Genomic DNA, 25,606 nt, shown 5'->3' with positions numbered 1-25,606 from the left:
TTTTCTATTAGCAGGAATATTATTCTCTGCCTGCCATCTTAGCATAGTATTTGTAACGATCTTTAAGATCCTGTACTTCTTTCTTATACAGTGCATCAGCACGTTCAGGGAAGTTGATCTTAAGTCTTCTGTAACGGTTTTCGCCGTTGAGGTAATCCATAACTTTATCCGTATCCGGTTCCGGAGAATCAAGCTGGAACGGGTTCTTGCCCTGTGCAGCCAGACGCGGATCGAAACGATAGAGATGCCAGTAACCGCATTCGACAGCTTTCTTCATTTCCAGCTGTGTCGTACCCATACCGGCGCGGATGCCGTGTTCCAGGCACGGGCAGTAGCAGATGACGATGGACGGGCCATCATACGATTCAGCTTCGCGGATAGCGCGGAGAGTCTGAGCCTGGCTGTAACCCATAGCAACCTGGGCAACATATACATAGCCATAAGTCATGGCAATGGCACCGAGGTCCTTCTTCTTAATGACTTTACCGCCTGCAGCGAATTTAGCTACAGCAGAAGTCTGTGTAGATTTAGAAGACTGACCGCCTGTGTTGGAGTAAACTTCCGTATCTACGACGAGGATATTGACATCACGGTTCTGGGCAATTACCTGGTCTACGCCGCCGAAGCCGATATCATAAGCCCAGCCGTCACCACCGATAGCCCATACGGACTTCTTGGAAACGAATTCGCGGTTCTGAAGGACGAATTTAACTTCTTCCGTCTGTTCTGCTTTTTCCAGAGCATCGAGAAGAGCATCCGATACTTCACGGGATTTCTTGCCATCTTTGTAGTTGGCAAGGTATGCATCGATTTCCGCTACGCATACGCCCTGTTCTTTGAGGCTGTTCAGGCGGATAATGATTTCCTTCTGAATGGCGTCCTGAGCGTGGAAGTAGCCATATGCAAATTCAGCATTGTCTTCGAACAAGGACTGTTCCCAGCAGGGCCCGAAGCCGCGTTCGTCCTTGCAGTACGGAGTCATCGGCAGAGATCCGCCATAAGCAGAGGAGCAGCCGGAAGCATTGGCAATGTACATGCGGGAACCGAAGAGCTGTGTAACCATCTTGATGTACGTCGTTTCAGCACAGCCAGCGCAGGCCGGGGAGAATTCGAAGTACGGTTTGGCAAACTGGGCAGCTTTGACGTTTGCATCGCTGATAACATCTTTCTTAAGATATTTTTCCTTCATTGCATATTCATTGAAGTTATCCTGCTGATCGATTTCGTCCTGCATCGGAACCATCGTAAGAGCGCCTTTTTCTTTCATCGGGCAGACCGTCGTGCAAACGCCGCAGCCGAGGCAGTCATACGGAGAAATCTGCATGCGGTAGCTGTAGTTTTCCAGGCCTTTGCCTTTAGCCTGGACCGTGACAAAGTTAGCCGGAGCATCAGCTTTTTCGGCATCCGTTACGAGGACCGGACGGATAGCAGCATGCGGGCAGGCCATGGAGCAGCTGTTGCACTGTGCGCAGACTTCAGCATTCCAGTGAGGAACATTGATAGCAACGCCACGTTTCAGATAAGCCGTCGTGCCGTTCTGCCATGTGCCATCGAATACACCGTATTTCTTGAAGATAGAAACAGGGAGTTCATCGCCATGCTGACGGTCAACGGGGATAACGAGATCGCGGACGAAGTCAGGCATATCTTTCTGCGGTTCCGGAGCATCTACTGCATCAGCCCAGGAAGCAGGGATTTCAACTTTTGTAAGGCCGGAAATGCCCATATCGACAGCTTTGTTGTTCTTATCTACGATTTCCTGACCGCCCTTCTTGAAGTAGGAATTATAATTCCCTCTCTTCATGGCAGCGACAGCTTCGTCGATAGGAATAACGTTCGTAAGTTTAAAGAAAGCAGCCTGGAGAATGGAGTTTACACGGTCGCCGAGGCCGATTTCGCCAGCCAGTTTCGTAGCATCAATGATGTAGAACTGGGCATGTTTGTTATAGAGGTCTTTCTTCATCTGAGCCGGAAGTTCTTTGTCCAGTTCTTCGACACTCCACGGGCAGTTGAGGAGGTATACGCCGCCATCTTTCAAATCTGTCGTCGTATCGTATTTCTTGACATATGTAGGAGCATGACAGCCGACGAAGTCAGCAGCGCCTACGAGATACGTTGCATGGATCGGTTTGTCACCGAAGCGGAGATGGGACTGTGTCAGACCACCAGTCTTCATGGAGTCATAGGCAAAGTATGCCTGTGCGTATTTATCAGCATCGAGACCGATAATAGTGATGGCGTTCTTGTTGGCACCAACGGTACCATCGCCGCCACGACCCCAGATTTTTGCAGAAATCTGGCCAGGATAATCGATGTGGAATTTTTCCGTCGGCAGTGATGTGAACGTAACGTCATCGACAATACCGATAGTGAAGTTGTTCTTCGGCGTATCCTGTTCGAGGTTTTTGTATACAGCAGCAATCTGGCCAGGTGTCGTATCTTTGGAGGACAGACCATAGCGGCCGCCTACGACGGTGATATCTGTACGGCCGGACTGGATAAGTGCCGTCTGAACATCGAGATACAGCGGTTCGCCAACGCTGCCAGATTCTTTCGTGCGGTCCATAACAGCGATTTTCTTAACCGTTGCAGGGATAGCATCGACAAAATGTTTAACAGAGAACGGACGATAGAGATGAACCTGGATCATGCCGACTTTTTTGCCATGGGCATTGAGGTAATCGACAGTATCGCGGACGGTTTCAGCAGCAGAACACATGATGACAATCAATTCTTCTGCGTCTTCAGCACCATAGTAGTTGAAGAGTTTGTAATCACGGCCGGTCAATTTGTTGATTTCGTCCATGTAGTGCTGAACGACATCAGGAATAGTTGCGACTTTTTCGTTAGCGCCTTCTTTTGTCTGGAAGAAGATATCCGGATTGACAGTCGTGCCACGGGTGTACGGATGTTCCGGGTTCAGGCTGTTCTTACGGAAAGCTGCCAGCTGTTTATAATCAACGAGTTTTGCAAGATCATCATAATCAAGGGCTTCGATACGCTGCATTTCGTGGGATGTACGGAATCCGTCGAATACATGCATGAAAGCATAGCGGCCGCCAATAGCAGACAGATGGGCTACACAGCCGAGATCCATAGCTTCCTGCGGGGAGGAAGACATAATCATGCCGAAGCCAGTCGTACGACATGCCATAACGTCAGAATGATCGCCGAAAATGGAAAGTGCATGAGCGCTGATGGTACGGGCTGCAATGTGGAATACGCCCGGCAGGAATTCACCGCCAATTTTGAACATGGGGGGAATCATGAGGAGCAGGCCCTGGGCAGCCGTATAGGTGGTGGTCAGCGCACCAGCCTGCAGGGAGCCATGGCATGTGCCAGCAGCACCAGCTTCAGACTGCATCTGGATAACATCAACGGTATTACCGAAGATATTCTTCTTTCCTTTTGCAGCCCATTCGTCAACCTTTTCTGCCATAACAGAAGAAGGTGTGATCGGGAAGATAGCAGCAACTTCTGTAAATGCATAGGAAGCATATGCAGCAGCCGTGTTACCATCCATTACTACATAGTTTTTTTTCATAATCACTTTCGTCCCTTTCTTTGGTTATTGAGATAGTAAAATAACATCACAAGCAAGGTTCTACGTACGGATTTTCACAATCCGTACTACTAACTGTGTATACGCATATACGTGCTGATTCGTATTTGCATATGCATTACCCATAATGTACCACAAATTTGAATGGATTTCCAGTGCTTTTATAAAGAAAATGGCACAGGCTCTTTCCAAATTCGAAAAGGACTGTGCCATCCATGCTTTTTTGTAATTACTGTTGTGATTTACGCATAGCTTTCTTTCTATCGTGCTTATCAAGAATAGCCTTGCGGATACGGATATTATGCGGTGTTACTTCTACCAGTTCATCTTCATTGATCCATTCCAGAGATTTTTCCAATCCCATCTGACGAGGCGGAATAAGGCGCAATGCTTCATCAGAAGCAGAGGAACGGGTATTGGTCAGGTGTTTCTTCTTGCAGGGATTGACATCAATGTCTACATCGCGGTTGCTTTCCCCGATGACCTGCCCCAGATAGATTTCTTCACCGGGATTGATGAACATGACGCCACGATCCTGAAGGTTAAAAATGCCATAGCCAGTCGTCGTGCCCGATTCAAAAGCAACCAGACTTCCCCGTGTACGACCGGGAATATCACCTTTCCAGGGAGCATAGCCATGGAAAACATGATACATGATACCGTTGCCTTTAGTAGCCGTCAGGAATTCACTGCGGAAACCAATCAGTCCGCGGGCAGGAATGATGAATTCAAGGCGGGTATATCCCTTCAAATCCACCATATTGACCATTTCAGCCTTGCGGGTTCCCAGTTTTTCCATTACCGTTCCCATAAATTCCTGTGGTACATCAATGGTCAGGGCTTCCAGAGGTTCACACTTCTTGCCGTTGATTTCTTTTGTAATGACGCTCGGTTTGCCTACTTGAAGTTCATATCCTTCACGGCGCATTTCTTCGATAAGAACGGCAATGTGCAGTTCGCCACGGCCGGAAACCTTGAATGCATCGGCACTATCCGTTTCTTCCACACGAAGCGACACATTAGTCTGTACTTCCCGGAAGAGGCGGTCCCGCAAATGACGGCTCGTTACAAATTCACCATCCTGGCCGGCAAACGGACTGTCATTGACATAGAATATCATAGACAATGTCGGTTCATCGATATTGATTTTCGGCAATGCTTCAGGATTTTCCGGATCAGCAACAGTTTCCCCGATTTTAAGATCAGGAATGCCGATAATGCAGGCAATATCACCCATGGACGCTTCGTCTGTTTCAACCCGCTTCAGGCCTTCATAGGTATATACGCGGCCGATTTTAGCCTTGCGCTGGCTTTCACCGTCTGTGATGACAACCTGCTGATTGGGGTGCATGCGGCCCCGGACAATACGGCCGACGGCAATCTTGCCTACGTAATCATCGTAGTCCAGGGTAGTAACCATGAACTGAAGCGGGCCATCGGCATCGCCCTTCGGGCACGGGCAGTTTTCAATAATACACTTAAAGAGCGGTTCCAGGTTGTCACTGTCATCATCCATAGAATTTTTAGCAATGCCGTCACGGCCATTGGCATAGATAACAGGGAAATCAAGCTGATCATCGTCGGCTTCCAATTCCATGAACAATTCCAGTACTTCGTCTTCTACTTCAGAAACACGGGCATCGGGTTTATCAATTTTATTAATGACGACGATAGGTTTCAGCTTTTGTTCCAATGCTTTGCGCAGTACATATTTCGTCTGCGGCATCGGGCCTTCAAATGCATCAACCAGAAGCAATACGCCGTCAACCATGTTGAGGACACGTTCTACTTCGCCACCAAAATCAGCATGCCCCGGAGTATCGACTATGTTGATTTTTACGCCATCGTGCATGACAGAAGTATTTTTGGATAAAATCGTGATACCGCGTTCACGTTCGATATCACCAGAGTCCATGACCCGTTCAGCCACTTTTTCATTCGAACGGAAAACATGGCTCTGTTTGAGCATAGCATCGACCAAAGTCGTTTTACCATGGTCAACATGAGCAATAATAGCAATATTACGTATATCCTTACGTTCCATCTGCGTCCTCTCCTATTTGTAGCAATATAAAATAGTTTAATTTTCTGTAACTGTGTTAGTATATCACAAAACAGCCGGATTGACTATATCAATCCGGCTGTTTTTTTTTATCTAGTTCTGCTCTTCTCCTAAAATACGTACTTCTGGTTCTAAATGTACGCCATGGGCTGCTTCTACTCTTTTTTGCACTTCATGTATTACGGCCAGCACATCTCTGGCTGTAGCATGGCCGGTATTAACAACAAAACCGGCATGTTTGGTCGATACCTGGGCATCACCACAAGATAATCCTTTGAGGCCAGTCTGATCTATCAGCGTGCCAGCATAATAACCAGGCGGCCGCTTGAATGTACTGCCTGCACTATGCATTTCGAGCGGCTGTTTGCTGCGCCGCCGTTCCATGAGATCATCCATCTGTTCCTGGATTTTCGTTTGATCTCCCCGTGAAAGCTGCAGCTCTACTTCTACGACAAATTCCTGCAAGCGCTGAAAAATGCTCTTTCTGTACCCAAATTCGAAATCAGCCGTCTTGTAGGTATGTACACTGCCATTGCGGTTAACCGTACGTACGCGGGAAACAATATGGCTCATTTCACCGCCATAAGCACCGGCATTCATAAATACGGCCCCGCCCAGCGTCCCCGGTATGCCGCAGGCAAATTCCATCCCCGTCAGACTATTCTGCTGGGCAAACTGGCAGACATCCTTCAGCATAAATCCGGAACTGGCCAGAATCTTCGTATCATGGCAGGAAAGATACTTGTTCATTTCATTTAATTGAATGACGACGCCGCGGATGCCACCGTCCAGAACGAGTACATTAGACCCTCCGCCAATGACCGTAACAGGAAGCTCCAGCTGCCTGGCCAGACGGATTGTCTGCGACATTTCTTTCACCGTATGGGGAAGGACCAGTACATCCGCCGGGCCTCCGATAGCAAATGTCGTATGCAGGCCCATCGGCTCGTCTAAAAGAACCTGCTGCTGCGGTATGAGTTGAGTTAATTGCGAAACCATGCTCGCCATTGCATATTTATTTATCAAGAATACTCAGTCCTTCTGCCATTGCCTGTTGAATAGTGCCAAGAATCTGACCGCCAATCTGATTCCATTTCATGTATTTTTCCAGATATTCTACCGCCAGAGGCCGGCTCGCCACGATTTCCTGCAATTTCTGCAATTGTTCTATTTTTTTTCGTACCGGCTTGTCACCAGCCGCCTGGGCGTAAGCCAGTTGGGCCTGCAATGTCAGGAAATCCTGGACATGTTTTCTCGTTTTTTCATCTTCAGCCAGCTTCTTTCCGGCTTCCAGTAATGCCTTATAATCTTCATCTTCCTGGATAGCCTGTGCTAATTCATTTGCTTTATCGTATACACTCATGATTTCACTCCCCGTGCAAGATTATTTTAAATTTTTTATGCCAATGCCACTCTTTGCCATGTCTGGAAATCCCAGCTGCCGCAACGCTTCATAAGAAACAATGGCAACAGAATTAGATAAATTCAGGCTCCGTGCCTTATCGACCATGGGAATGCGGAAACACTGCTGCGGATATTGTTTCAGAAGACTTTCCGGCAGCCCCTTTGTTTCCTTGCCAAATACCAAGAGATCATCCTGGGTAAACCGGATATCGGCATAACACTGTTCCGATTTTGTCGTCAGAAAATAAAAATGGTGTCCCTTGTATTTTTCCTGGACTTCAGCAAAATTTTCATGTACCTGTACATCGACCAGTGGCCAGTAATCGAGGCCGGCCCGCTTCAGATATTTATCCTCAAGCGAAAATCCCAACGGCTTGACCAGGTGCAGTGTAATATGATTGGCAGCACAAAGGCGGGCAATATTACCCGTATTTCCCGGGATTTCCGGTTCTACCATGACTATATGCATTGTTACATCACTCTCCATGGGATATTGTACAAGATTTCCCAGGGAAGCACAAGAGACTTTCCCTTTTCTGCTATTTTCTATATAATAGAAAATAATGGCACTCTTGCCATATACCATGTATATACAGAAAGGGATGGAGCCTATGAAATGCATGTATTACGGTCATTCGGCCTTTTCACTCTCTTCAGGAAATACGACAATCCTCTTTGATCCTTTTATCGCGGATAATCCCTGGACAACAGTTAAACCTTCGTCTATCACCTGTCAGTATATCTTTATCTCCCATGCCCATGGCGATCACTACGGTGATGCCGAAGAAATAGCCAAAGTAAACGACGCCCTGGTCATCAGTACGGCCGAAGTAGCCGGTAAAGCCCGTATGGCCGGTTGTAATGCCCATGCCATGCACATCGGTGGCAAAGCGGATTTTCCCTTCGGCTCGATACGTCTTACACCAGCCCTGCATGGCGCTGGAATAGCCGGTGGCCTGGCCTGTGGCTGCCTGTTGGAATTTGCTGGCAAACGCATCTATTATGCCGGCGACACCGGTCTGTATTCGGACATGAAGCTTCATAGCCGTTTCGGTCCCATTGATGCAGCCTTCCTGCCCATTGGAGATAATTTTACCATGGGAATGGAAGACGCGGCCTTAGCCGCTTCATGGATACAGCCTAAAATGGTGATTCCCATCCATTATGGAACCTGGCCTGTCGTAAACGCCGATCCGGAAGTCTATAAAAAAATGACAGAAGAAACCTATTCGATTCCCGTTCACATTATTCCTCCCGGAACAGAATTTACATTGTAATCAGATAAATCAACGCCCGCCTGCATACCCTGGGATATACAGGCGGGCGTTCATATTTATAATTCTGGTTCACCAAAGTAAAATAATGCTTTATCAATCGTATAGATGTCATATTCACCATGGTCCAGGAAATATCGTACAATGACATCTCTTTTTTTGCTTCCTGACAGCGAATATCCCGCTTTATGCAGCAGTTCTTCCGTTTCCGTTACGGAAAGTCTCAGTCCTACTGCCAGAGCCAGGACCGTTTTTTTCTTGGGCAGATATTCCTCATGACTCCTGATTTTAGAAAATAGTCTCCGGTCCATATTTGCCCGCTTATATACCTCGATATCACTGTACCTCTTCTCATCGATAAGGCGTAATACCATATGAGAAAATGTTTCATCCAGATTTTGAAGTATCTGATTCAGTGAGTGTCTGTCCTTTTTCCCCGGCCGGGCGAAGGTGTCCATTCCATAGTCCTGGGACATACGGACATCCGATTCCCGATGACAAATACATATTTCGTCCGGCTCCTGCTCTTTTTCTTCCCCCAGAAACTGGTTCAGATACTGTTTTAATTCATCAGCCAGATGGTGTTTAAGCTGAATAGCCGGACGTTCGAGAACGACGAGATAAACTTCCATTTCATGATTCTGTAAAAAAGCCCGTATAGATTGACAGGCAGTCTCCGAGGCCTCTTCTAAGGGATAACCAAAAATACCTGCCGAAATAAGGGGAAAGGAAATAGACCGGCAACCCGCTTCCCATGCCGTTTCCAGTGCCGTAGTATAACAAGAAGTTAGATAGTCCTTTTCCCAGGCCTTACCTCCCTGCCATACAGGCCCCACTGTATGAATGATATAACGTGCCGGCAGGTTGTAGGCCGACGTTAAAACCGACTGCCCCACAGGGCATGGCGCTTTTTTATGACATTCAGCAGAGAGTTTTTCATATCCGGCAGCACGAAAAATAGCGCCACATACACCGCTGCCCGCCAACAGTGCCGAGTTGGCCGCATTGACGATGGCATCCGTTTTCATTCTGACAATATCATTGTGAACTATCTGAAATGGCATAGGACATCCTCCTTATAGTCTCAGCAACCTTTTTGCATGGGAGTTCCATGCGGGCATAAAAGACAGCAGGGGATCCTCTCTTATGAACTAACGTTTCTGGTATTCTCTTTCCACTGCTTCTTCTATCCTGGCCGCTTTTTTTTCAATATCTTCTATCGCATCCATCATAAAATGGACATAGTCCTCATCGGTAATAGATTTCAGATTGACGCGTACGCTATAAAAGGCTGACCGCATAGCGGCCCGGGCATTCATAGCGGCAATAGCGCCATCGGTAATGACCCAGGCATTGCCATAGCGCACGACTTGTTCGCTCAGCTGGAGAAGAACAAAAATGTCTTTTCCCAGAGCAAAGGGAATAGCTGCCGCATTCTTAAAAGCCTGCTGGACTATGGCAGTACGTTCCGGTGTATCTTTGGGAAGGCGCACAGCGCGGATGACCCCTTCAAAAGCATGGGCGTCTTCATCTATGCCATCCTGATACCGGATCCGCAATTCTTCAGCCTGGCTGCGTATGTCCCGCATCATCGGCTCTACCTTTTCATACCCTTTTTTACCTATGGTAAGATTCGCTACCATTTCAACCAGTGCTGCCGCCGAAGCGGCTGTAAGGGCCGCAATGCCACCGCCGCCCGGTACTGGATCCTTGGAAGCCGTAGCCGCCAGCATTTCATCTATGGGCAGGGCACATAATTTTTTCTTATCCACTATCGTATCCTCACTTATTATGTATGTTAATTCATCATGCTAGTCTGCATACAGTAAAAGACGGCTGTAAAGCCGCCTTTTATATGCTAGCCATAACGACTAGAACAGACCTGTAATGACGCCGTTTTCATCGATATCCATACGGTTGGCAGCCGGTACTTTCGGTAAGCCTGGCATGACCATGATATTACTCGTCTGGCAGACAATGAACCCGGCACCGGTGCAGACGCGGACGTCTTTGACGGTAATCTTGAAATGTTCCGGCGCTCCCAGTAATGCGGGATTATCCGAAAGGGAATACTGTGTCTTGGCCACGCAGACCGGCATTTTATCAAGGCCAAGTTTTTCCAGTTCGGCAATTTGTTTCGGCGCTTTGCCTTCCAGGATGACGCCGTCGCCGCCGTAGATTTCTTTCGTCAGGATTTCCAATTTATGAAGAATCGTGTCATTGACATCGTACAACGGTTTATACGGTGTTTTGGGCTGCTGCAGGAGCTGCAGGACTTTCCGTCCCAGGTCCAGTCCCCCTTTGCCGCCTTCGGCCCAGCAGTTGTTCAGAGCCACATCGACACCATAATCCTGACAAAGGCGGGTAAGCAATGCTATTTCGGCATCCGTGTCTGTCAGGAAGCGGTTTATGCCTACTACGACGGGGATATCATATTTGCGCATATTTTCGATATGTTTCTTCAGATTAGCAAAGCCTTTTTCCAGTGCTTCCAGATTTTCCGGCTGGAGATTTTTCTTATCTACTCCGCCGTGCATCTTAAGCGCCCGAATGGTGGCGACGATGACGACGGCATCTGGTTTGATTCCGGCAAAGCGGCATTTGATATCCATGAACTTTTCCGCACCCAGGTCAGCACCGAATCCGGCTTCCGTCACCGTTATTTCTCCCATTTTGAGAGCCAGCTTGGTAGCTACGACAGAATTACAGCCGTGGGCAATATTGGCAAAAGGTCCGCCGTGTACAAGAGCCGGCGTGTTTTCTGTCGTCTGTACAATGTTCGGTTTGATAGCATCTTTCATGAGAATGGCCATCGCCCCTTCTACCCCGAGCTGACGGGCACGGACCGGATTGCCATCGAGGTCATAAGCGACGATAATATCCCCCATCCGTTTCTTCAAATCCATCAGATCACTAGCCAGGCAGAGAATTGCCATGATTTCCGATGCTACGGTAATCATGAAGTGGTCTTCTCTGGGGAACCCGTTGACCTTGCCGCCGAGTCCTACGACTATATCACGCAGTGCCCGGTCATTCATATCCATGACCCGTTTCCATACAATACGGCGCACATCGATGCGGAGAGCATTTCCCTGATGCACGTGATTGTCGATTGCCGCAGCCAGCAGGTTATTGGCAGCTGTAATCGCATGCATATCACCCGTAAAATGAAGATTGATATCTTCCATAGGAAGAACCTGGGAATAACCGCCGCCAGCCGCTCCTCCTTTTATACCAAAGACAGGACCCAGAGAAGGTTCCCGCAATGCCGTCATCGTCTTATGTCCCAGCTGGTTCAGAGCCTGGGCCAGGCCTATCGTCGTAAGCGTTTTCCCTTCTCCAGCAGGAGTCGGTGTAATAGCCGTTACCAGCACGAGTTTTCCATCTTCATTTTTTGACAGCCGTTTAATGGCATCAAAGGAAATTTTCGCTTTATACTTACCATATAATTCCAGGTCATCTTCTGTAAGACCAACCTTTTCTGCAATTTTTACAATGGGTTCCAGGTGAGTCTGCTGTGCAATTTCAATATCGCTTAATACCTTTGCCATAATAAAGATCAGCTCCTGTTCTCTTTGTGCACTGATAAAAATAGCCGGCCATCCGGACTATTTGCCCAGACGGTCGGCTTCTTCAAATCATGCTCCATGTGGTTAGTCCACTTCCGTCAGTCACATGACTACGCAATTATTATACCGTGCCTGGTATCTCCTTGTCAACGCAAACACATTGTTCCATTTCAATCCGCACGGGGCCGCCTATGCGGATGTGTCTGACAGACTGGTCAGCATATGATGCTTCAATGGTAATACTTCCACCAGGCTGGCGTATCTCACAGGCAATATTATGGCCGCACAGACGGGCCAGTGCCGCCGCCGTGGCCGCTGACCCGGAACCACAACTTTTTTCCCAATATAGCGTATCCGTACCAGTGACATATACAGCCGGTATCATCGTCAGCGTTTTGCGATCTACCAGATCCATGCCGAATGCTTCATAATGACGGGTGCTGGCGTACTGATACACCGCCCGCCATAAAGTATTCTTATCGACTAATTTAATAGAAGGAGTAAAATGAACGAAATGCATAATTCCTGGCAGCTCAACACAGTAAAACCGGTACGTCGAATTACCGTCTGCCAGGCTGATGACATCCATTTTTTTAGGCAGGGGAACTTCAATACTGGCATCATATAGTTCCCCTTCGTCGCGAACTACCACTGCTTTTAATATCTTATTGCATCCGGAACAGGAAACGCGGTACTCACCATAATCCTGGCCGGACCGGGAGAGTAAATAGGCAGCAGCTGATCGCGAAGCGTTGCCACAAAACTCGTCTCCCATCATGTCCAGACGTATATCGGCATCGTTATCGGGCCAGGTCAGAAAACCTACTTGCTCTGCGCCGACATACTCAGGCTGCAGCAGTCTGGCTGCTAACGAAGCGTGTTCCTGTTTAGGAATCGCGTCCAATACGAGAATCGTCGTATTGCCACTAGGATCGGCTTTCACATAATGGATTTTCTCTGTCATGTTTACACCTCAATGATGATCCATTCTCTATGCGATGACTGGATACGGGAATAATTCATATACTGCTTATTATAACACATTGCGACTGCATGAACAGCACTAATGCCAAAGTCAATAAAAACTTCTGTTCCCATCGTCATTTTCTTTTGTTATCCCGAGTTATATACTAAAAAATTTAACAAACAATGGGATGGATTGCCAATTGACGCCAGTCTGATTTTCTATTACCATTAAAATGAAATATCTTAATGCATAAGGGGGTCATCTTATGGAAACATCATCTGCTATTGTAGGGCGCCGCAGTATACGGAAATATACCCATCAGCCGGTATCAGACGCCGACCTGCAGGATATACTGGAAGCCGCCGTCCTCGCTCCTTCAGCCAGCAATTTACAGCCATGGTATTTTGTCGTCATCAGAAGTCCTGAAAAAATGGACGCATTAAAAAAATTAATGGCGGAAGCCACTAAAAATCTCATGCCATACTGGCACCGCCGATTTGCCAAATATCCCCGTGTCGTGACAGAGACGGCTGATTTTGTCCGTTTTCTTGGCGACGCTCCTGTCTGTATCCTGGCCTTTCTCCTGCGGACGGAGTATGAAATGCCCATACCGGCCATTCAGAGTGTTGCCGCTGCCATCGAAAATATGCTGCTCACCGCAACAGACAAAGGTCTGGGCAGCTGCTGGCTTACGGCTCCTCTTGCCGGAGGTGTCGGGCAGGAAGTACACGATATGTTTGCTCCTGATAAAGGCGAGCTCGTAGCGATGATCACCCTTGGACATGCCGCCCAGACACCGGCAATGCCCCGCCGTAAAGAAGGGCGTTATATCATCGTCTGACATGATGGACGCCGGTACGTACGCATCGTACCACACTAAAATAACCATTTCTTATCTGTCTGAATGATCGAAAAAAAGCAAAACGGCCGTCATGCGAAACAGTTTTTATTTCGCATGACAGCCGTTTCTCTTTATTTGCTTACCAGATCTTCTTCTACCTGGATATGCAGTTCATGAAGCTGTTTTTTTGTAACCGGTGACGGAGCTTCGCTCATCGGATCAATCGCGTTCTGTGTCTTCGGGAAAGCGATGACATCACGGATAGATTTCCGTTTGAGCATAAGCATGATCATGCGGTCAAGGCCGAATGCCAGTCCGCCATGGGGTGGAGCTCCGTATTCAAAGGCACGGACGAGGAAACCGAATTTCTGTTCCACTTCTTCCGGTGTCAGGCCGATAGCCTTGAATACACGCTGCTGGATATCGGGCTGATAAATACGTAGAGAACCGCCCCCCAGTTCAATCCCATTGAGTACCAGATCATATGCTTTGGCATATACGTGGGCCGGATCCGTTTCCAGCTTATCCAGATCTTCATCACGCATAGCCGTGAACGGATGATGCATAGCAACATAGCGGTGTTCTTCTTCGCTGTATTCGAACATGGGGAAATCGACGACCCAGGTAAAGGCAAATTCATTTTCGTCGATAAGGTTCATGCGGCGGGCCATTTCTTTACGTAATTCACCCAGAGCTGCCGCAACGATTTTGGGCTTATCGGCAATCATAAGAATTAAATCGCCTGTTTCTGCACCGCAGGCTTTACCAATTTCGCGAAGCTTATCTTCACCAAAGAATTTTTTAATCTGCGATTTCAGTGTTCCATCTTCCAGGAAGCCAATCCATGCCAGGCCTTTGGCTCCATAATGGCTTACATATTCAACGAGGCCATCCAGTTCACGACGTGGGATATCTGCATCACCTTTAACATTGATGGCTTTGACCTGTCCGCCATTGTCAATGACTGTGCGGAATACTTTAAAGTCCGTGTCCTTTACCAGTTCCGTTACATCGGTGAACTTCATGTCAAAGCGGAGATCCGGTTTATCCGAACCATAATTTTCCATGGCATAATCCCAGGTCATACGGTGGATCGGCAGTTTGACTTCATGGCCCAGCGTTTCCTTAAAAATATAATGAACCATGTTTTCTACCAGCGTAAGGATTTCTTCCTGGCTCATAAAGCTCATTTCCATATCCAGCTGGGTGAATTCAGGCTGGCGGTCTGCACGCAGGTCTTCATCGCGGAAGCAGCGGGCAATCTGATAATACCGGTCCATACCGGAGATCATCAAAAGCTGTTTGAAAATCTGCGGGGACTGGGGCAGGGCATAGAACTTTCCTTCATTGACCCGGCTCGGTACCAGATAGTCACGAGCACCTTCAGGCGTGCTCTTGCACAATTCCGGTGTTTCAATGTCAATGAAGCCGTGTTCATTGAGGAATGTACGCATAGCATGCTTTACCTTATGCCGCATGATAAGGTTATTTTGCATTTCCGGACGACGCAGGTCGAGATAGCGGTATTTCAAACGGATTTTTTCATCGACATCGATATTATCTTCAATATAGAACGGTGGTGTCTTTGACGAATTGAGGATACGCAGTTCTTCACAGCGGATTTCCACGGTCCCGGTCTTCATTTTAGGATTGACCGTATCGGCATCGCGCATGCGAACGATACCACGGACTGCCAGGACATATTCCGTACGGACCTGTTCTGCTTTTTCAAACGAGGTCTTTTCGTAATCCGGTGATGCCACGACCTGGACAATCCCCGTGCGATCGCGTAAATCAATAAAAATCAATCCGCCATGATCACGGCGCCGTTCAACCCAGCCGCACAAAATGACTTCTTTTCCCGTATCGGCTTCAGAAACTTCAGCACAATACTGGGAACGTCGTAAACCTTCCATTGTATCCATTACTAACTCATCCCTTCTTATGTGTTTCCATATATGCAACAATCCCATCTAAGGGAACGCTGATCTGTTCTTTCGTGGCCATATTCCGGATCTGTGCCGTATGGCTGGCCAGTTCGTCTTCGCCAATTATGACGGTATATTCCGCATCCATCTTATTGGCAGATTTCATCTGACCTTTCATGCTGCGGCCCATCAGGTCTATTTCCGCATAGATGCCATTTTCCCGCAACGCCTGCTGGATGCAAAATGCCTTTGCCCTGGCTTCATCCCCCAGAGCAACAATGAAGACCGGCTGCTTTTTTTCTACTGGCGGAAGCAGTCCTTGTTCTTTTAATGTCAGAAGGAGCCGTTCCATGCCAATAGCAAAGCCGATTCCCGGAGTAGATGGCCCGCCTACTTCTTCAATGAGGCCGTCATATCGTCCGCCACCGCAGACCGTACTCTGGGCACCTAATGGAGCATACATGATTTCAAAAGCCGTATTCGTGTAATAGTCAAGTCCCCGGACCAGGCGCGGATCCAGTTCAAAGGGGATACCGATGCTGGTCAGATAGGCCTGGACTTTTTGAAAATGGTCCCTGCAGTCATCGCACAAATTATCCGTAATGAGGGGAACGCCCATCTGCATCATTTTTTCGCCATCTTCTTTGCAGTCAAGGACACGAAGCGGGTTTTTTTCCAGTCGTTCGTTGCAGTCTTCACAGAGCTGATCCCGTTTATCTGCAAAGAAATCGAGCAGTTTCTGACGGTATACAGGCCGGCATTTGGGACAGCCGACAGAATTCAGGTGCAGGACCAGATCGGTAAGGCCCAGTTCACGGAACAACTGGAAAGCCATAGCAATGATTTCTGCATCGACAGCCGGATCTTTGGATCCGATTTCTTCTACCCCGAACTGGGTGAACTGACGGTACCGCCCGGCCTGTGGGCGGTCATGCCGGAACATGGGTCCCATATAATAGAATTTATGGACTTTCTGTTCGCCATACAGTTTATGTTCCAGGAAAGCTCGTACAACAGAGGCCGTATTTTCCGGACGCAGTGTCATGCTGCGGCCGCCGCGGTCATTAAACGTATACATTTCTTTTGTCACGACATCCGTCGTCTCACCGATGCCGCGCAAAAACAATTCCGTACTTTCAAACATAGGTGTGCGGATTTCGCCGAAGCCATAGAGCGAACAAATCTGGCGGATTTTCGCTTCCAGTATCTGCCAATCTGCCGTCTGTTCCGGCAGGAAATCCTGCGTACCTCTTGGTGCAGTAATTGCCATTACCTATCGTCTCCTCCATATATCATAGCACATAAATGCCGGCGCTGCCTCATTCTTTCAGACAGTGCCTGCACATACGCCTCTGGATCTTTGGGCATATATATCTTTTTCAGACTGTGCCCGTCATGGGACAGGAATTTCGTCGTACTTCCCGGCCCGGCAGACAGGATAGTCTGTCTTTCTTCCATCATCTGTATATTGTACTGACTGATTGTACCGCTCTGTGCATAGCCCACATTGGCAAAACTGCCTGCCATGTATTTCTGGCGGTACATATAGTACGGTATATATCCATGCTGCTGTAGTATTTCCTCACAGTAATGAATCATCCGGGACACTTCTGCAGCCGGTGGAATATGCTGACGCAGGGGATGATGAAATAAAGGTGCCCTCTTTTTTAATGCCAACGTATGAATTGTAACATTTTCCGGGTGCAGTTGGCAAACAATTTCCATATTTTCCTGCATATCCGCCAATGTCTGCTCTGGAAGCCCTGCTATAAAATCCATATTGATGACAGAAAAGCCCATACTGCGGCAGCGGGAAAACATGGCAAATACATCTTCAACCCGGTGCCGCCGCCCCAGAAGATCCAGGAGATGCTGCTGCATCGTCTGTGGATTGACACTGATACGGTTGACACCATACCGGCGCAACAGTGCCAGTACGTCTTTGCCCGTCGTATCAGGCCGTCCCGCTTCAACGGTCCATTCCTCAATATTCCCGAAATTCCCGGCTACAGCCTGGAGGACCGCCTCCTGTCCGTCAAGAGGCAGACAGGTCGGTGTCCCCCCGCCAATATATACAGAACGGATATGTATATCATATTGCCGGCATAAGGCAGCAATATCATGGATATCCTGTACTACTGCCCGGATAAACCGTTCCATAACCGGCTGCGCTTCCGCCCCGGCCAGGCGGGATGGAAAGGAACAATACAGACAATGGCTGGGGCAGTACGGTATGCCTATGTAAAGGGCAGCGTCGTGAACCGGCCGTTCTATATACGGGCGCTGCAGCCGGGTCATAGTTACGAGATACTGCGCCGTATCCGGCTGTACATGATACTGCGATACCAATATGTCTGTAATCCGTTTTTCATCGTCTTCCTGATCCCGCAGATGATGTACCAGCTTAGTAGGCCGGACGCCGGTCAATGTTCCCCAGCGGCTGTGGGCTGTACCATAACAACGCTGATGCCAGTGCAGGATCAGGTTCTTTATGACCCGCCCTGGCTCATCCTTTTCCAGGAAAGCTGCTTGTGAATGCCAGCGCATTCCCTCACGGTAAAACCATCCTTCCAGGACATACCGGCCTTCTACTTCCTTCAATACGATTTCACTACCAACCGGCAATGGTTCATGCCCCCCGGCATAGCCGAGATAGGCCATAATCTGACCGACAATGGCATGAAATTCTTCTGGCCCGTCATAGTGATATGCCTGTAAATCCGGAATCATTGTACCGTCGTTTCTGCCGCTTCTTCAGCTTCTTTTGCAGCTTCAGCGGCACGCTTTTTCTGGCAGTCTTCGCAATACCCATATACTTTGAGCTGATGGTCTACCGTCTGGAAATGAAATTGTTTCTGCAATATTGTTTCCAGTGTTTCCAGCAGATCATCTTTGCATTCCCACACTTTGCCGCAGCCCAGGCAGATTAAATGATGATGATAATGACCTTCTTCATCATGGTCGTTTAATTCATAACGGCTGCAGCCATCATCAAAATCAAGTTTTTTCAAAAGGTCCATTTCTGTAAACAGGTCCAGCGTGCGATAGACTGTAGCCAGTCCGATTTCCGGAGCCTGTTTTTTTACGATTTCAAAAACGTCATCGGCACTGAGGTGGCGGGAATCACTTTCCACAAAAGCCCGCAGCACGACTTGCCTCTGTGACGTCATTTTGTATTTCTTGTTCTTAATCTGTTCTTTCATCCGTTTCATCATGAGGTCCATCAATTGTTCTTTAGTTCTTTCCATAGGTATTCATCGCCTTTGTCTTATAAGTATTGTAAAACCATAAATGTCTGCACAAAATCTGAAGCACTGCCGTAACAGGGACAGTCAGCACCATGCCGGCAATACCGAACAGCGTACCGCCTATGAGCAGTGCAATAATAATCACCACGGGATGCAGACTGATGACAGCTCCCATGACCTGGGGCATGATAATATGACTGTCGATCTGCTGGATCACGATATAAAAAATCAACACCTTGACCGCCAGAGACAGGCTGACCGTTGCCCCTAGAAGGATAGCCGGAATGGCACCTACGATAGGTCCTACGATGGGAATCCATTCTGTTACGGCCGCTAAAAGACCGATAACCATGGGATAAGGGACTCCCATGATCCACATACCGCAAAAAGTAAGCGTCGCTATAATACAGCTCATCGTCAGCTGGCCACGGATGTACGAACTCAGCACGTGCTGTATTTCATTAAAAAGCACGTCGAGCTGCAGGCGGTATTCTACCGGATACAGGCAGATAAATGAACGTACCATCCGGCCACCGTCTTTCATGAAGTAAAAAGTAATGATTGGCACTACAAAAAATTGCACGACCGTACCCGCAATGGCAAAGAGAGATTTGACAAAATTGCTGATTCCATCCACGCCGTAATTGCCTACTTTGGCAAAAGCATCATTGATGACGCTTTTCACCTGATCGGGAATATAAAACTGAGTCTGTTCATTTTCAATCTGCGTGATGATGGTCACGCTCTTATCCCATAAAGTGTTGAAGTTGACAGCCAGCAGATTTACCTGTTCTACCAGAGGCCGGAGAATGATGTTGGTCAGCACGGACAACACAAAAATCAGGATAGCAAAGGATATGAGGATAGATATATCGATGGGTACATTGCGCCGCGTCAGCCGCATCAGCCCTTTCTGGACCATATCGCGGACAGGAATCAGGATAAATGTAATAATCAGGGACACAATCACCGGCCAGTACACGTTGTGCACAGAAAAGAACAGGATAGCAGCCAGTATGGCCAGTACGACCCGCAGCCAGAATTGTGACTCTTTATACATAGACATGATTACCAGCCCCCATCGAGGTAGGGATTATTCTGACGTTCCCGTCCTATCTGGGTAGCCGGTCCGTGACCAGGCAGCACGACTGTATCATCAGGAAGTGTCATGAGCTTTGTCTTCAGACTCGTAAGCAATTCTGCCATAGATCCGCCATACAAATCGGTCCGTCCCACAGAATACAAAAATAAGGTATCCCCGGAAAAGACGACTCCTTCGCCATACAGGCTCAGTCCACCCGGCGTATGCCCCGGTGTTTCCAGTACATGGAAAGTCAGGCCGCCCAGATGAATCTCATCCCCGTCATGAACGATGCAGTCCGGCGATGTACATTCAATAGGCCGTCCCATAAACATAGACAAATTATTTTTTGAATTGGAAATGAGATTGGCGTCCCCGGCACCAACATACACCGGAACATTTTCACGCTGGCGTAATTCCTGCAATGCTCCGATATGATCGGCATGACCATGGGTCAGAAAAATCAGCTTCAGCGTAAGATCATACTTTTCCAATGTCTTATGGATCCGTTGATAATCCCAAGCCGGGTCCACGACCATGGCATCCCTGGTCGTATCATCGTATACGATATAGCAGTTAGTTTCTATGGGTCCTAACACAAGGGATATATATTTCATTGCCATACGCATAGCCTCCTAAAATGTCTTTTTACTATCTACTAAAATCGTGACCGGTCCATCGTTTGCCAGTGTAACGACCATTTCCGTGCGGAACACACCTGTTTCCGTATGAATTCCCATCTGCCGCACCAGGGCGACAAATGTTTCATAGAGAACATTTGCCTGCTCCGGGGCTGCCGCTTCCGTAAATCCCGGACGGCGGCCATGACGGACATCACCGTATAATGTAAACTGGGACACGACGAGCATTTCACCGCTTATATCCAGCAGCGAGCGATTCATCTTTCCCCCTTCATCTTCAAAAATCCGGAGATGACAAATCTTATCCGCCATGTATCGGGCATCTTCTTCTGTGTCGTCACGGCTCACTCCCAAAAGGACCATAAGTCCCGGACCGGTACGGCCGCTTTCTGTCCCTTCCGATGTGACATAGGCATAGTTTGTACGTTGTACGACAGCTCTCACTGACTGCTTCCTCCCGTAAACCGCTGTACGGAATATACATCCTTCAAACGGCGTATTTTTGTTGAAATAAATTCCAGCTGGGCCAGGTCTTTGATACTCAGCCCCATATGCAGTGTAACAGTTTTTGTATCGGTCACGCGGGCATTCATACTCGTAATAGAAACCTTCATTTCCGCCAGGGCCGCCATAATTTCAGCTATGACACCCGTACGGTCATAGGCAGTGACTTCTACATTGACATCAAATTTTTCCTGTCCGTCATAATCCCATTCTACATCGATAAGGCGGTCCAGATCATTCTGGTTATGCGTGACATTCGGACAGTCTGCCCGGTGTACGGATACACCGCGTCCCCGCGTAATAAATCCGATGATCGGGTCCCCCGGTACAGGACTGCAACATTTAGCCAGGCGCACCATAAGCCCCGATTCGCCCTTGACCAGGATGCCCGATCCGCCACTCTTGGACGGTTTATGCGTTTTCAGCTTATCGAGGACAGCCAGATGATCTTTTTCTTCTTTCTGCACATCTTTCTTATGCAGTTCCAGGAGTTTGATAAGGACCGTATTGACGGCAAATCCCCCATACCCGACAGCTGCCAGCAGGTCATCTTCTGACCCGGCATTCATCTGTTTTGCGACGCGGGCCAGCCGGCTGGTCTTATTCAGCTCTTTCCAGTCATGGCCCAGGCGTTTGCATTCCCGTTCCAACGCATCGGAACCTTTCAGGATATTTTCCTCCCTGTTTTCCTTTTTAAACCAGCTGCGTATTTTCGAACGGCTTTCCGAACTGCCTACAATTTTCAGCCAGTCCAGACTGGGCTTACCCGTTTTGGAAGTGATGATTTCAACGATATCACCATTTTTGAGCTCATAATCAAGTGGCACGATTTTGCCGTTAATCTTAGCTCCTACGCAATGATGGCCTACTTCCGTATGAATCCGGTAAGCAAAATCAATGGGAATGGATCCCTGTGGCAGATCAATGACATCCCCCCGCGGAGAGAAGACAAAGACTTCATCAGAAAACGCATCGAGTTTCAGGGCATTGACAAACTCTTTGGGATTACTCGTATCCTGCCATTCCAGGAGATTGCGCAGCCAGCCCATTTTTTCATCGAATTCATTTTTCCCGGCGTTGGCATTGCCTTCCTTGTACCGCCAGTGCGCAGCAACACCGTATTCGGCTACGCGGTGCATTTCCCACGTGCGTATCTGTATTTCTACAGGCTGTCCGCGGGTCCCGATAACCGTCGTATGCAATGACTGATAGTTGTTGGGTTTTGGCATGGCAATATAATCTTTGAAACGGTAAGGCAGGGGTTTCCACAGACTATGTACAATACCAAGGACACCGTAACAGTCCTGAACAGTATCGACTATGACCCGGATAGCGTATAGATCATAGACCTGGCTGAGATCCCGGTTGTCCTTTTTCATCTTCTTATAAATACTGTAGAAATGCTTTGGCCGGCCATTGATTTCAAATTTTATATGAGATTCTTCCAGTGCCTTGCGCAGCACCTCAATGGCCTCGTTGACGATTTCTTCCCGCACGTGGCGTTTTTGCTTCATCTGATCCACGAGGTCATAGTATTTATCCGGTTCGAGATAACGGAAAGACAAATCTTCCAGTTCCCACTTAATGTTGAAAATCCCCAGCCGGTGAGCCAGAGGGGCAAATATTTCTAATGTTTCCTGGGCAATACGCTTCTGTTTGTCGCTTCTCATATAGCGCAACGTTCTCATATTGTGAAGCCGGTCTGCCAGTTTTATGACCACGACGCGGACGTCCTTGGCCATAGCCAGAAACATTTTTCGCATGCTGTTTAGCTGTTGGTCTTCTTTTGTCCGATAATCCAGCCGGCTCAGTTTCGTTACGCCATCAACCAGAAAGGCTACTTCCCGCCCGAACTGGGATTTGATATCATCCAGCGTCAACGCCGTATCTTCCACTACATCGTGAAGGAGTGAAGCCGTGATGGTCGTCGTATCGATTTTCATTTCTGCCAGTATCTGCGCCACTGCCAGCGGGTGAATGATATACGGTTCTCCACTGACCCGGTGCTGGTCTTTATGAGCCTCATCCGCTATAGCATAAGCTTTTTTTACATCTTCACAGGTATTATTTGGCTGATAACTGTGAATCGTATCCAATAGCCGTTGAAATTCTTTTTCCGGTTTTGCAAATTCCATTTATCTTCCCCCTTCCGACCGAAAATATTTCCCATAAGTAGCAGATGCTTCCAGATGCATCTTTCCCGTAAGAGCCGGGAAATAATATATGGGCCCGTCCGGCAATTCTCTAACATCGAGAACGCCGATTTCCCGTAATACTGACATAGCCGCACAGGCCGTATGTGCCTCGTACCTGGAATGAACCGCATCGATAAGCCGTTGCTGCACCTGCCATACAGGAAGTCCCCCTTCAGGGATACAGTGCTTAAGAGCCATATATATATCTACCATGACATTCCGGTCAAGCTGGATTGTCTGCGGCTGGCGATGAATATCCTGCAGCACCATTTGTGGAGACACTATTCCATTATACTCGTTAGGTTCCAGTGTAAACGCCAGATCGACTGTATCACCCTCCAGTACATTCGCACAACAGGAAGCCATGGACCATCCTACAGCTCCCAGCCTTTGTCTCTCCGTTTCAATAGAAAGGCGCAAATGATGTTTATTCCTGCCTATGGGCCGGCACTCAGAAATAACCGCATCGCGTAATGCAAACACGGGCCGGCTGTTTCCCATGCCATATGGTTCCAAAGCACTTAGTTCCTGAATGAGTTGCAGACTGATATCATCTGCCTGCAGCTCTTTATCAATAACTACTTCCGGTATGTATGATTCTTCTGTCATGTGATCCGCTGCATAGGCCAACAAACGCTGGCGAAATGATTCTATCTTATCCGGCACAATGGAAAAGCCCGCTGCCATCGTATGCCCGCCATACTGAATCAGCAGGTCATCGGCAGACTTAAGCGCCTCATACATGTTAAAACCAGGAATGCTGCGGCAGGATCCCTTGCCAATGCCATCGTGAATACTGATGACCAGAGCCGGCCGGTAAAATTTCTCTACCAGCCTCGAAGCAGCGATGCCAATGACTCCGGAATGCCAATCATTGCCATAAGCGACCAGCACTCCATCCTGGCTTTGTCCCTTTTCTTCTATCTGGTTCACGGCCTGTTCAGCAATAGTATGTTCAATATCTTGTCGTTCCTTGTTCAATTCGGACAACTCATCGGCCAGGGAAGTGGCTTTTCCCGCATCACTTTCCAGCAATACTTCTACGCCTCTTGTCGCGTGGCTGATGCGTCCTGCCGCATTGAGACGCGGAGCTGCCGTAAAGGCGATGCGCCCTGCCGTGATAGTATCCGGCGTCAGACCGGAGCTGGTCAAAAGGGCCTGTACTCCCGTATTCAGACCTTTTTTCATCCGTTTCAGCCCTTCTTTGACCAGTATACGGTTTTCGCCACGTAAAGGCACTAAATCAGCAATCGTCCCAAGCGCACAGAGCTCGACATAACCAGGAAGTGTTTTCCCGTTTCGTTTCTGCCAGAGTGCCTGACATAGTTTAAAAGCAACGCCGGCACCAGCCAGGTCCTTGAAAGGATACGGACATCCTTCCTGCTTAGGATTGATGACAGCATAGGCATCGGGAATGAGTTGTGGCGGCATATGGTGATCAGTCACAATAATATCCATAGACTGGTTAAATTGTTCAATCAAATCGTGCGATGAGATACCGCAGTCCACCGTAATCAGGACATGTGTCCCATCGTCCTGCAATACCTGCAGGGCATCGGCATTCAGACCATATCCCTCACTCTGTCGCTCGGGGATATAAAAAGAAGGGCAGCCTCCCAGGTCACGCAGGACAGAATATACTAAGGCTGTCGAAGTAATGCCATCGACATCATAGTCACCATAAATGACAATCTTTTCCTGTTCTTCAATGGCCCGGCAGATACGTTCCACCGCTTTTTTCATGCCTTTCATCAGAAATGGATCATCCAAATCATCCATATCATCATAAAGATACCGCCGTATCTCTTCGTTCGTCCTTATGCCGCGATTATATAAAATCTGCGCCAAAACGGAAGAAATCCCGGCCCTGTCAGCCAGGTCCAAAATGCTGGCATCATCGGTCTCTTGTATATGCCATCGCTTTTCCATACTATCACAACGCATTCTCAAAAAATAATCACTTTCAAAACCATACACCTATTCTATCACAATCCATTCTCAAAATAAAGGTTGTATTTAATAAAATTATGTAAATATTCTCATCTGGCCATATTTTGAAAATGATAATAATAAAACAAGCCCCGCTGTAGCGGGGCTTGCTCATAGTTAATATGTTATGCACATATAAGCTGTGTCTTAGGCTTCGAAACCTTTCTGGAAGCGGACATAGGACTGACGGCGTGCTTTTGCATCAGATTCTGTCTTAGCATAGAGAGCTTCGGCCTGTTCCGGGAAGCCTTTCTTAAGGGAAGCATAACGAACTTCACCCTGTAAGAATTCCTGGAATTTGCTATAATCCGGTTCTTTGGAGTCGAGGCTGAACGGATTCT

The 25,606-nt window shown here is 48.0% G+C and carries 21 protein-coding genes and 1 riboswitch; of the genes, 2 read left to right on the top strand and 19 right to left on the bottom strand.

The window, feature by feature from the left end; translation table 11 throughout:
- Positions 1-19: 19 nt before the first annotated feature.
- The 5 genes from nifJ to trmL all read right to left on the bottom strand — a co-directional run bounded on the left by nifJ (position 20) and on the right by trmL (position 7,497).
- Entirely contained in the window at positions 20-3,544 is a 3,525-nt protein-coding gene (gene nifJ, locus B4H10_RS02640; protein WP_059076979.1) for a pyruvate:ferredoxin (flavodoxin) oxidoreductase, read from the bottom strand.
- A gap of 247 nt (positions 3,545-3,791) precedes the next feature.
- Positions 3,792-5,606 (bottom strand): translational GTPase TypA, encoded by a 1,815-nt coding sequence (gene typA, locus B4H10_RS02635; RefSeq protein ID WP_059076894.1) that lies wholly within the window; start codon positions 5,604-5,606, stop codon positions 3,792-3,794.
- A gap of 111 nt (positions 5,607-5,717) precedes the next feature.
- Positions 5,718-6,632, bottom strand: coding sequence for a UDP-N-acetylmuramate dehydrogenase (gene murB / locus B4H10_RS02630; RefSeq protein WP_059076978.1), 915 nt, complete (start codon positions 6,630-6,632; stop codon positions 5,718-5,720).
- A gap of 7 nt (positions 6,633-6,639) precedes the next feature.
- Complete coding sequence (locus B4H10_RS02625) at positions 6,640-6,987, bottom strand: YlbF family regulator (protein ID WP_059076893.1); 348 nt, start codon at positions 6,985-6,987, stop codon at positions 6,640-6,642.
- A gap of 21 nt (positions 6,988-7,008) precedes the next feature.
- Positions 7,009-7,497, bottom strand: coding sequence for a tRNA (uridine(34)/cytosine(34)/5-carboxymethylaminomethyluridine(34)-2'-O)-methyltransferase TrmL (gene trmL, locus B4H10_RS02620; RefSeq protein ID WP_059076892.1), 489 nt, complete (start codon positions 7,495-7,497; stop codon positions 7,009-7,011).
- A 142-nt stretch (positions 7,498-7,639) separates the two neighbouring features.
- Here trmL and B4H10_RS02615 point away from each other — a divergent pair, with 142 nt between their 5' ends.
- On the top strand, positions 7,640-8,305 hold the full coding sequence (locus B4H10_RS02615) for a metal-dependent hydrolase (protein WP_059076891.1): 666 nt from the start codon (positions 7,640-7,642) through the stop codon (positions 8,303-8,305).
- A 56-nt stretch (positions 8,306-8,361) separates the two neighbouring features.
- Here the strand turns inward: B4H10_RS02615 and B4H10_RS02610 are convergent, their stop codons facing one another.
- From B4H10_RS02610 to B4H10_RS02595, 4 genes are all read right to left on the bottom strand, one after another.
- Positions 8,362-9,366, bottom strand: a complete 1,005-nt coding sequence (locus B4H10_RS02610; protein WP_292018121.1) for a macro domain-containing protein — start codon at positions 9,364-9,366, stop codon at positions 8,362-8,364.
- 87 nt (positions 9,367-9,453) lie between these two features.
- Positions 9,454-10,035 carry a cyclodeaminase/cyclohydrolase family protein gene (locus B4H10_RS02605; RefSeq protein ID WP_070807765.1) on the bottom strand — a complete coding sequence of 194 codons (582 nt, stop codon included), beginning with the start codon at positions 10,033-10,035 and terminating at the stop codon, positions 9,454-9,456.
- A 138-nt stretch (positions 10,036-10,173) separates the two neighbouring features.
- Complete coding sequence (locus B4H10_RS02600) at positions 10,174-11,853, bottom strand: formate--tetrahydrofolate ligase (RefSeq protein ID WP_059076888.1); 1,680 nt, start codon at positions 11,851-11,853, stop codon at positions 10,174-10,176.
- Between the two features lie 56 nt (positions 11,854-11,909).
- Positions 11,910-11,987: riboswitch (ZMP/ZTP riboswitch) on the bottom strand.
- A gap of 5 nt (positions 11,988-11,992) precedes the next feature.
- Positions 11,993-12,835, bottom strand: coding sequence for a hypothetical protein (locus tag B4H10_RS02595; RefSeq protein ID WP_059076887.1), 843 nt, complete (start codon positions 12,833-12,835; stop codon positions 11,993-11,995).
- 268 nt (positions 12,836-13,103) lie between these two features.
- Here B4H10_RS02595 and B4H10_RS02590 point away from each other — a divergent pair, with 268 nt between their 5' ends.
- The gene (locus B4H10_RS02590; RefSeq protein ID WP_075582088.1) at positions 13,104-13,679 is read left to right on the top strand and encodes a nitroreductase family protein; all 576 of its coding nucleotides are present in this window, start codon (positions 13,104-13,106) and stop codon (positions 13,677-13,679) included.
- A gap of 131 nt (positions 13,680-13,810) precedes the next feature.
- On the opposite strand, the gene aspS is transcribed toward B4H10_RS02590, so the two are convergent.
- The 10 genes from aspS to B4H10_RS02540 all read right to left on the bottom strand — a co-directional run.
- Positions 13,811-15,604 carry an aspartate--tRNA ligase gene (aspS, locus tag B4H10_RS02585; RefSeq protein ID WP_075582087.1) on the bottom strand — a complete coding sequence of 598 codons (1,794 nt, stop codon included), beginning with the start codon at positions 15,602-15,604 and terminating at the stop codon, positions 13,811-13,813.
- A gap of 7 nt (positions 15,605-15,611) precedes the next feature.
- Complete coding sequence (hisS, locus tag B4H10_RS02580; RefSeq protein WP_150824636.1) at positions 15,612-16,877, bottom strand: histidine--tRNA ligase; 1,266 nt, start codon at positions 16,875-16,877, stop codon at positions 15,612-15,614.
- Positions 16,877-18,337, bottom strand: a complete 1,461-nt coding sequence (hemZ, locus tag B4H10_RS02575; protein WP_292018120.1) for a coproporphyrinogen dehydrogenase HemZ — start codon at positions 18,335-18,337, stop codon at positions 16,877-16,879. The genes hisS and hemZ overlap by 1 nt, the downstream gene beginning before the upstream one ends.
- A complete protein-coding gene (locus tag B4H10_RS02570; protein ID WP_059076883.1) occupies positions 18,334-18,855 on the bottom strand; it encodes a Fur family transcriptional regulator in 522 nt (173 codons plus the stop codon). Before B4H10_RS02570 ends, hemZ begins: the two co-directional genes overlap by 4 nt.
- The gene (locus tag B4H10_RS02565; RefSeq protein WP_292018119.1) at positions 18,842-19,921 is read right to left on the bottom strand and encodes an AI-2E family transporter; all 1,080 of its coding nucleotides are present in this window, start codon (positions 19,919-19,921) and stop codon (positions 18,842-18,844) included. The genes B4H10_RS02570 and B4H10_RS02565 overlap by 14 nt, the downstream gene beginning before the upstream one ends.
- A 2-nt stretch (positions 19,922-19,923) precedes the next feature.
- Complete coding sequence (locus tag B4H10_RS02560; protein WP_059076881.1) at positions 19,924-20,559, bottom strand: MBL fold metallo-hydrolase; 636 nt, start codon at positions 20,557-20,559, stop codon at positions 19,924-19,926.
- A 12-nt stretch (positions 20,560-20,571) separates the two neighbouring features.
- On the bottom strand, positions 20,572-21,021 hold the full coding sequence (gene dtd / locus B4H10_RS02555) for a D-aminoacyl-tRNA deacylase (RefSeq protein ID WP_075582084.1): 450 nt from the start codon (positions 21,019-21,021) through the stop codon (positions 20,572-20,574).
- Entirely contained in the window at positions 21,018-23,216 is a 2,199-nt protein-coding gene (locus tag B4H10_RS02550; RefSeq protein ID WP_059076879.1) for a RelA/SpoT family protein, read from the bottom strand. The genes dtd and B4H10_RS02550 overlap by 4 nt, the downstream gene beginning before the upstream one ends.
- Positions 23,217-25,205 (bottom strand): single-stranded-DNA-specific exonuclease RecJ, encoded by a 1,989-nt coding sequence (gene recJ, locus B4H10_RS02545; protein WP_113855021.1) that lies wholly within the window; start codon positions 25,203-25,205, stop codon positions 23,217-23,219.
- A gap of 207 nt (positions 25,206-25,412) precedes the next feature.
- Positions 25,413-25,606, bottom strand: a 194-nt coding sequence (locus B4H10_RS02540; protein ID WP_292017528.1) for a hypothetical protein, incomplete at its 5' end; no start/stop codon positions are given.

This window comes from Megasphaera sp. UBA4382 (assembly GCF_002391155.1).
Lineage (GTDB): Bacteria > Bacillota > Negativicutes > Veillonellales > Megasphaeraceae > Megasphaera > Megasphaera hexanoica.
This window is presented reverse-complemented; position numbering and strand designations above follow the sequence as displayed.

What these genes read in the sequence shown, in the direction of transcription:
- nifJ (WP_059076979.1), bottom strand. Translation starts at nt 3,544, where the DNA reads ATGAAAAAAAACTATGTAGTAATGGATGGTAACACGGCTGCTGCATAT.
- typA (WP_059076894.1), bottom strand. Translation starts at nt 5,606, where the DNA reads ATGGAACGTAAGGATATACGTAATATTGCTATTATTGCTCATGTTGAC.
- murB (WP_059076978.1), bottom strand. Translation starts at nt 6,632, where the DNA reads ATGGCGAGCATGGTTTCGCAATTAACTCAACTCATACCGCAGCAGCAG.
- B4H10_RS02625 (WP_059076893.1), bottom strand. Translation starts at nt 6,987, where the DNA reads ATGAGTGTATACGATAAAGCAAATGAATTAGCACAGGCTATCCAGGAA.
- trmL (WP_059076892.1), bottom strand. Translation starts at nt 7,497, where the DNA reads ATGCATATAGTCATGGTAGAACCGGAAATCCCGGGAAATACGGGTAAT.
- B4H10_RS02615 (WP_059076891.1), top strand. Translation starts at nt 7,640, where the DNA reads ATGAAATGCATGTATTACGGTCATTCGGCCTTTTCACTCTCTTCAGGA.
- B4H10_RS02610 (WP_292018121.1), bottom strand. Translation starts at nt 9,366, where the DNA reads ATGCCATTTCAGATAGTTCACAATGATATTGTCAGAATGAAAACGGAT.
- B4H10_RS02605 (WP_070807765.1), bottom strand. Translation starts at nt 10,035, where the DNA reads ATGCTGGCGGCTACGGCTTCCAAGGATCCAGTACCGGGCGGCGGTGGC.
- B4H10_RS02600 (WP_059076888.1), bottom strand. Translation starts at nt 11,853, where the DNA reads ATGGCAAAGGTATTAAGCGATATTGAAATTGCACAGCAGACTCACCTG.
- B4H10_RS02595 (WP_059076887.1), bottom strand. Translation starts at nt 12,835, where the DNA reads ATGACAGAGAAAATCCATTATGTGAAAGCCGATCCTAGTGGCAATACG.
- B4H10_RS02590 (WP_075582088.1), top strand. Translation starts at nt 13,104, where the DNA reads ATGGAAACATCATCTGCTATTGTAGGGCGCCGCAGTATACGGAAATAT.
- aspS (WP_075582087.1), bottom strand. Translation starts at nt 15,604, where the DNA reads ATGGATACAATGGAAGGTTTACGACGTTCCCAGTATTGTGCTGAAGTT.
- hisS (WP_150824636.1), bottom strand. Translation starts at nt 16,877, where the DNA reads ATGGCAATTACTGCACCAAGAGGTACGCAGGATTTCCTGCCGGAACAG.
- hemZ (WP_292018120.1), bottom strand. Translation starts at nt 18,337, where the DNA reads ATGATTCCGGATTTACAGGCATATCACTATGACGGGCCAGAAGAATTT.
- B4H10_RS02570 (WP_059076883.1), bottom strand. Translation starts at nt 18,855, where the DNA reads ATGGAAAGAACTAAAGAACAATTGATGGACCTCATGATGAAACGGATG.
- B4H10_RS02565 (WP_292018119.1), bottom strand. Translation starts at nt 19,921, where the DNA reads ATGTCTATGTATAAAGAGTCACAATTCTGGCTGCGGGTCGTACTGGCC.
- B4H10_RS02560 (WP_059076881.1), bottom strand. Translation starts at nt 20,559, where the DNA reads ATGGCAATGAAATATATATCCCTTGTGTTAGGACCCATAGAAACTAAC.
- B4H10_RS02550 (WP_059076879.1), bottom strand. Translation starts at nt 23,216, where the DNA reads ATGGAATTTGCAAAACCGGAAAAAGAATTTCAACGGCTATTGGATACG.
- recJ (WP_113855021.1), bottom strand. Translation starts at nt 25,205, where the DNA reads ATGGAAAAGCGATGGCATATACAAGAGACCGATGATGCCAGCATTTTG.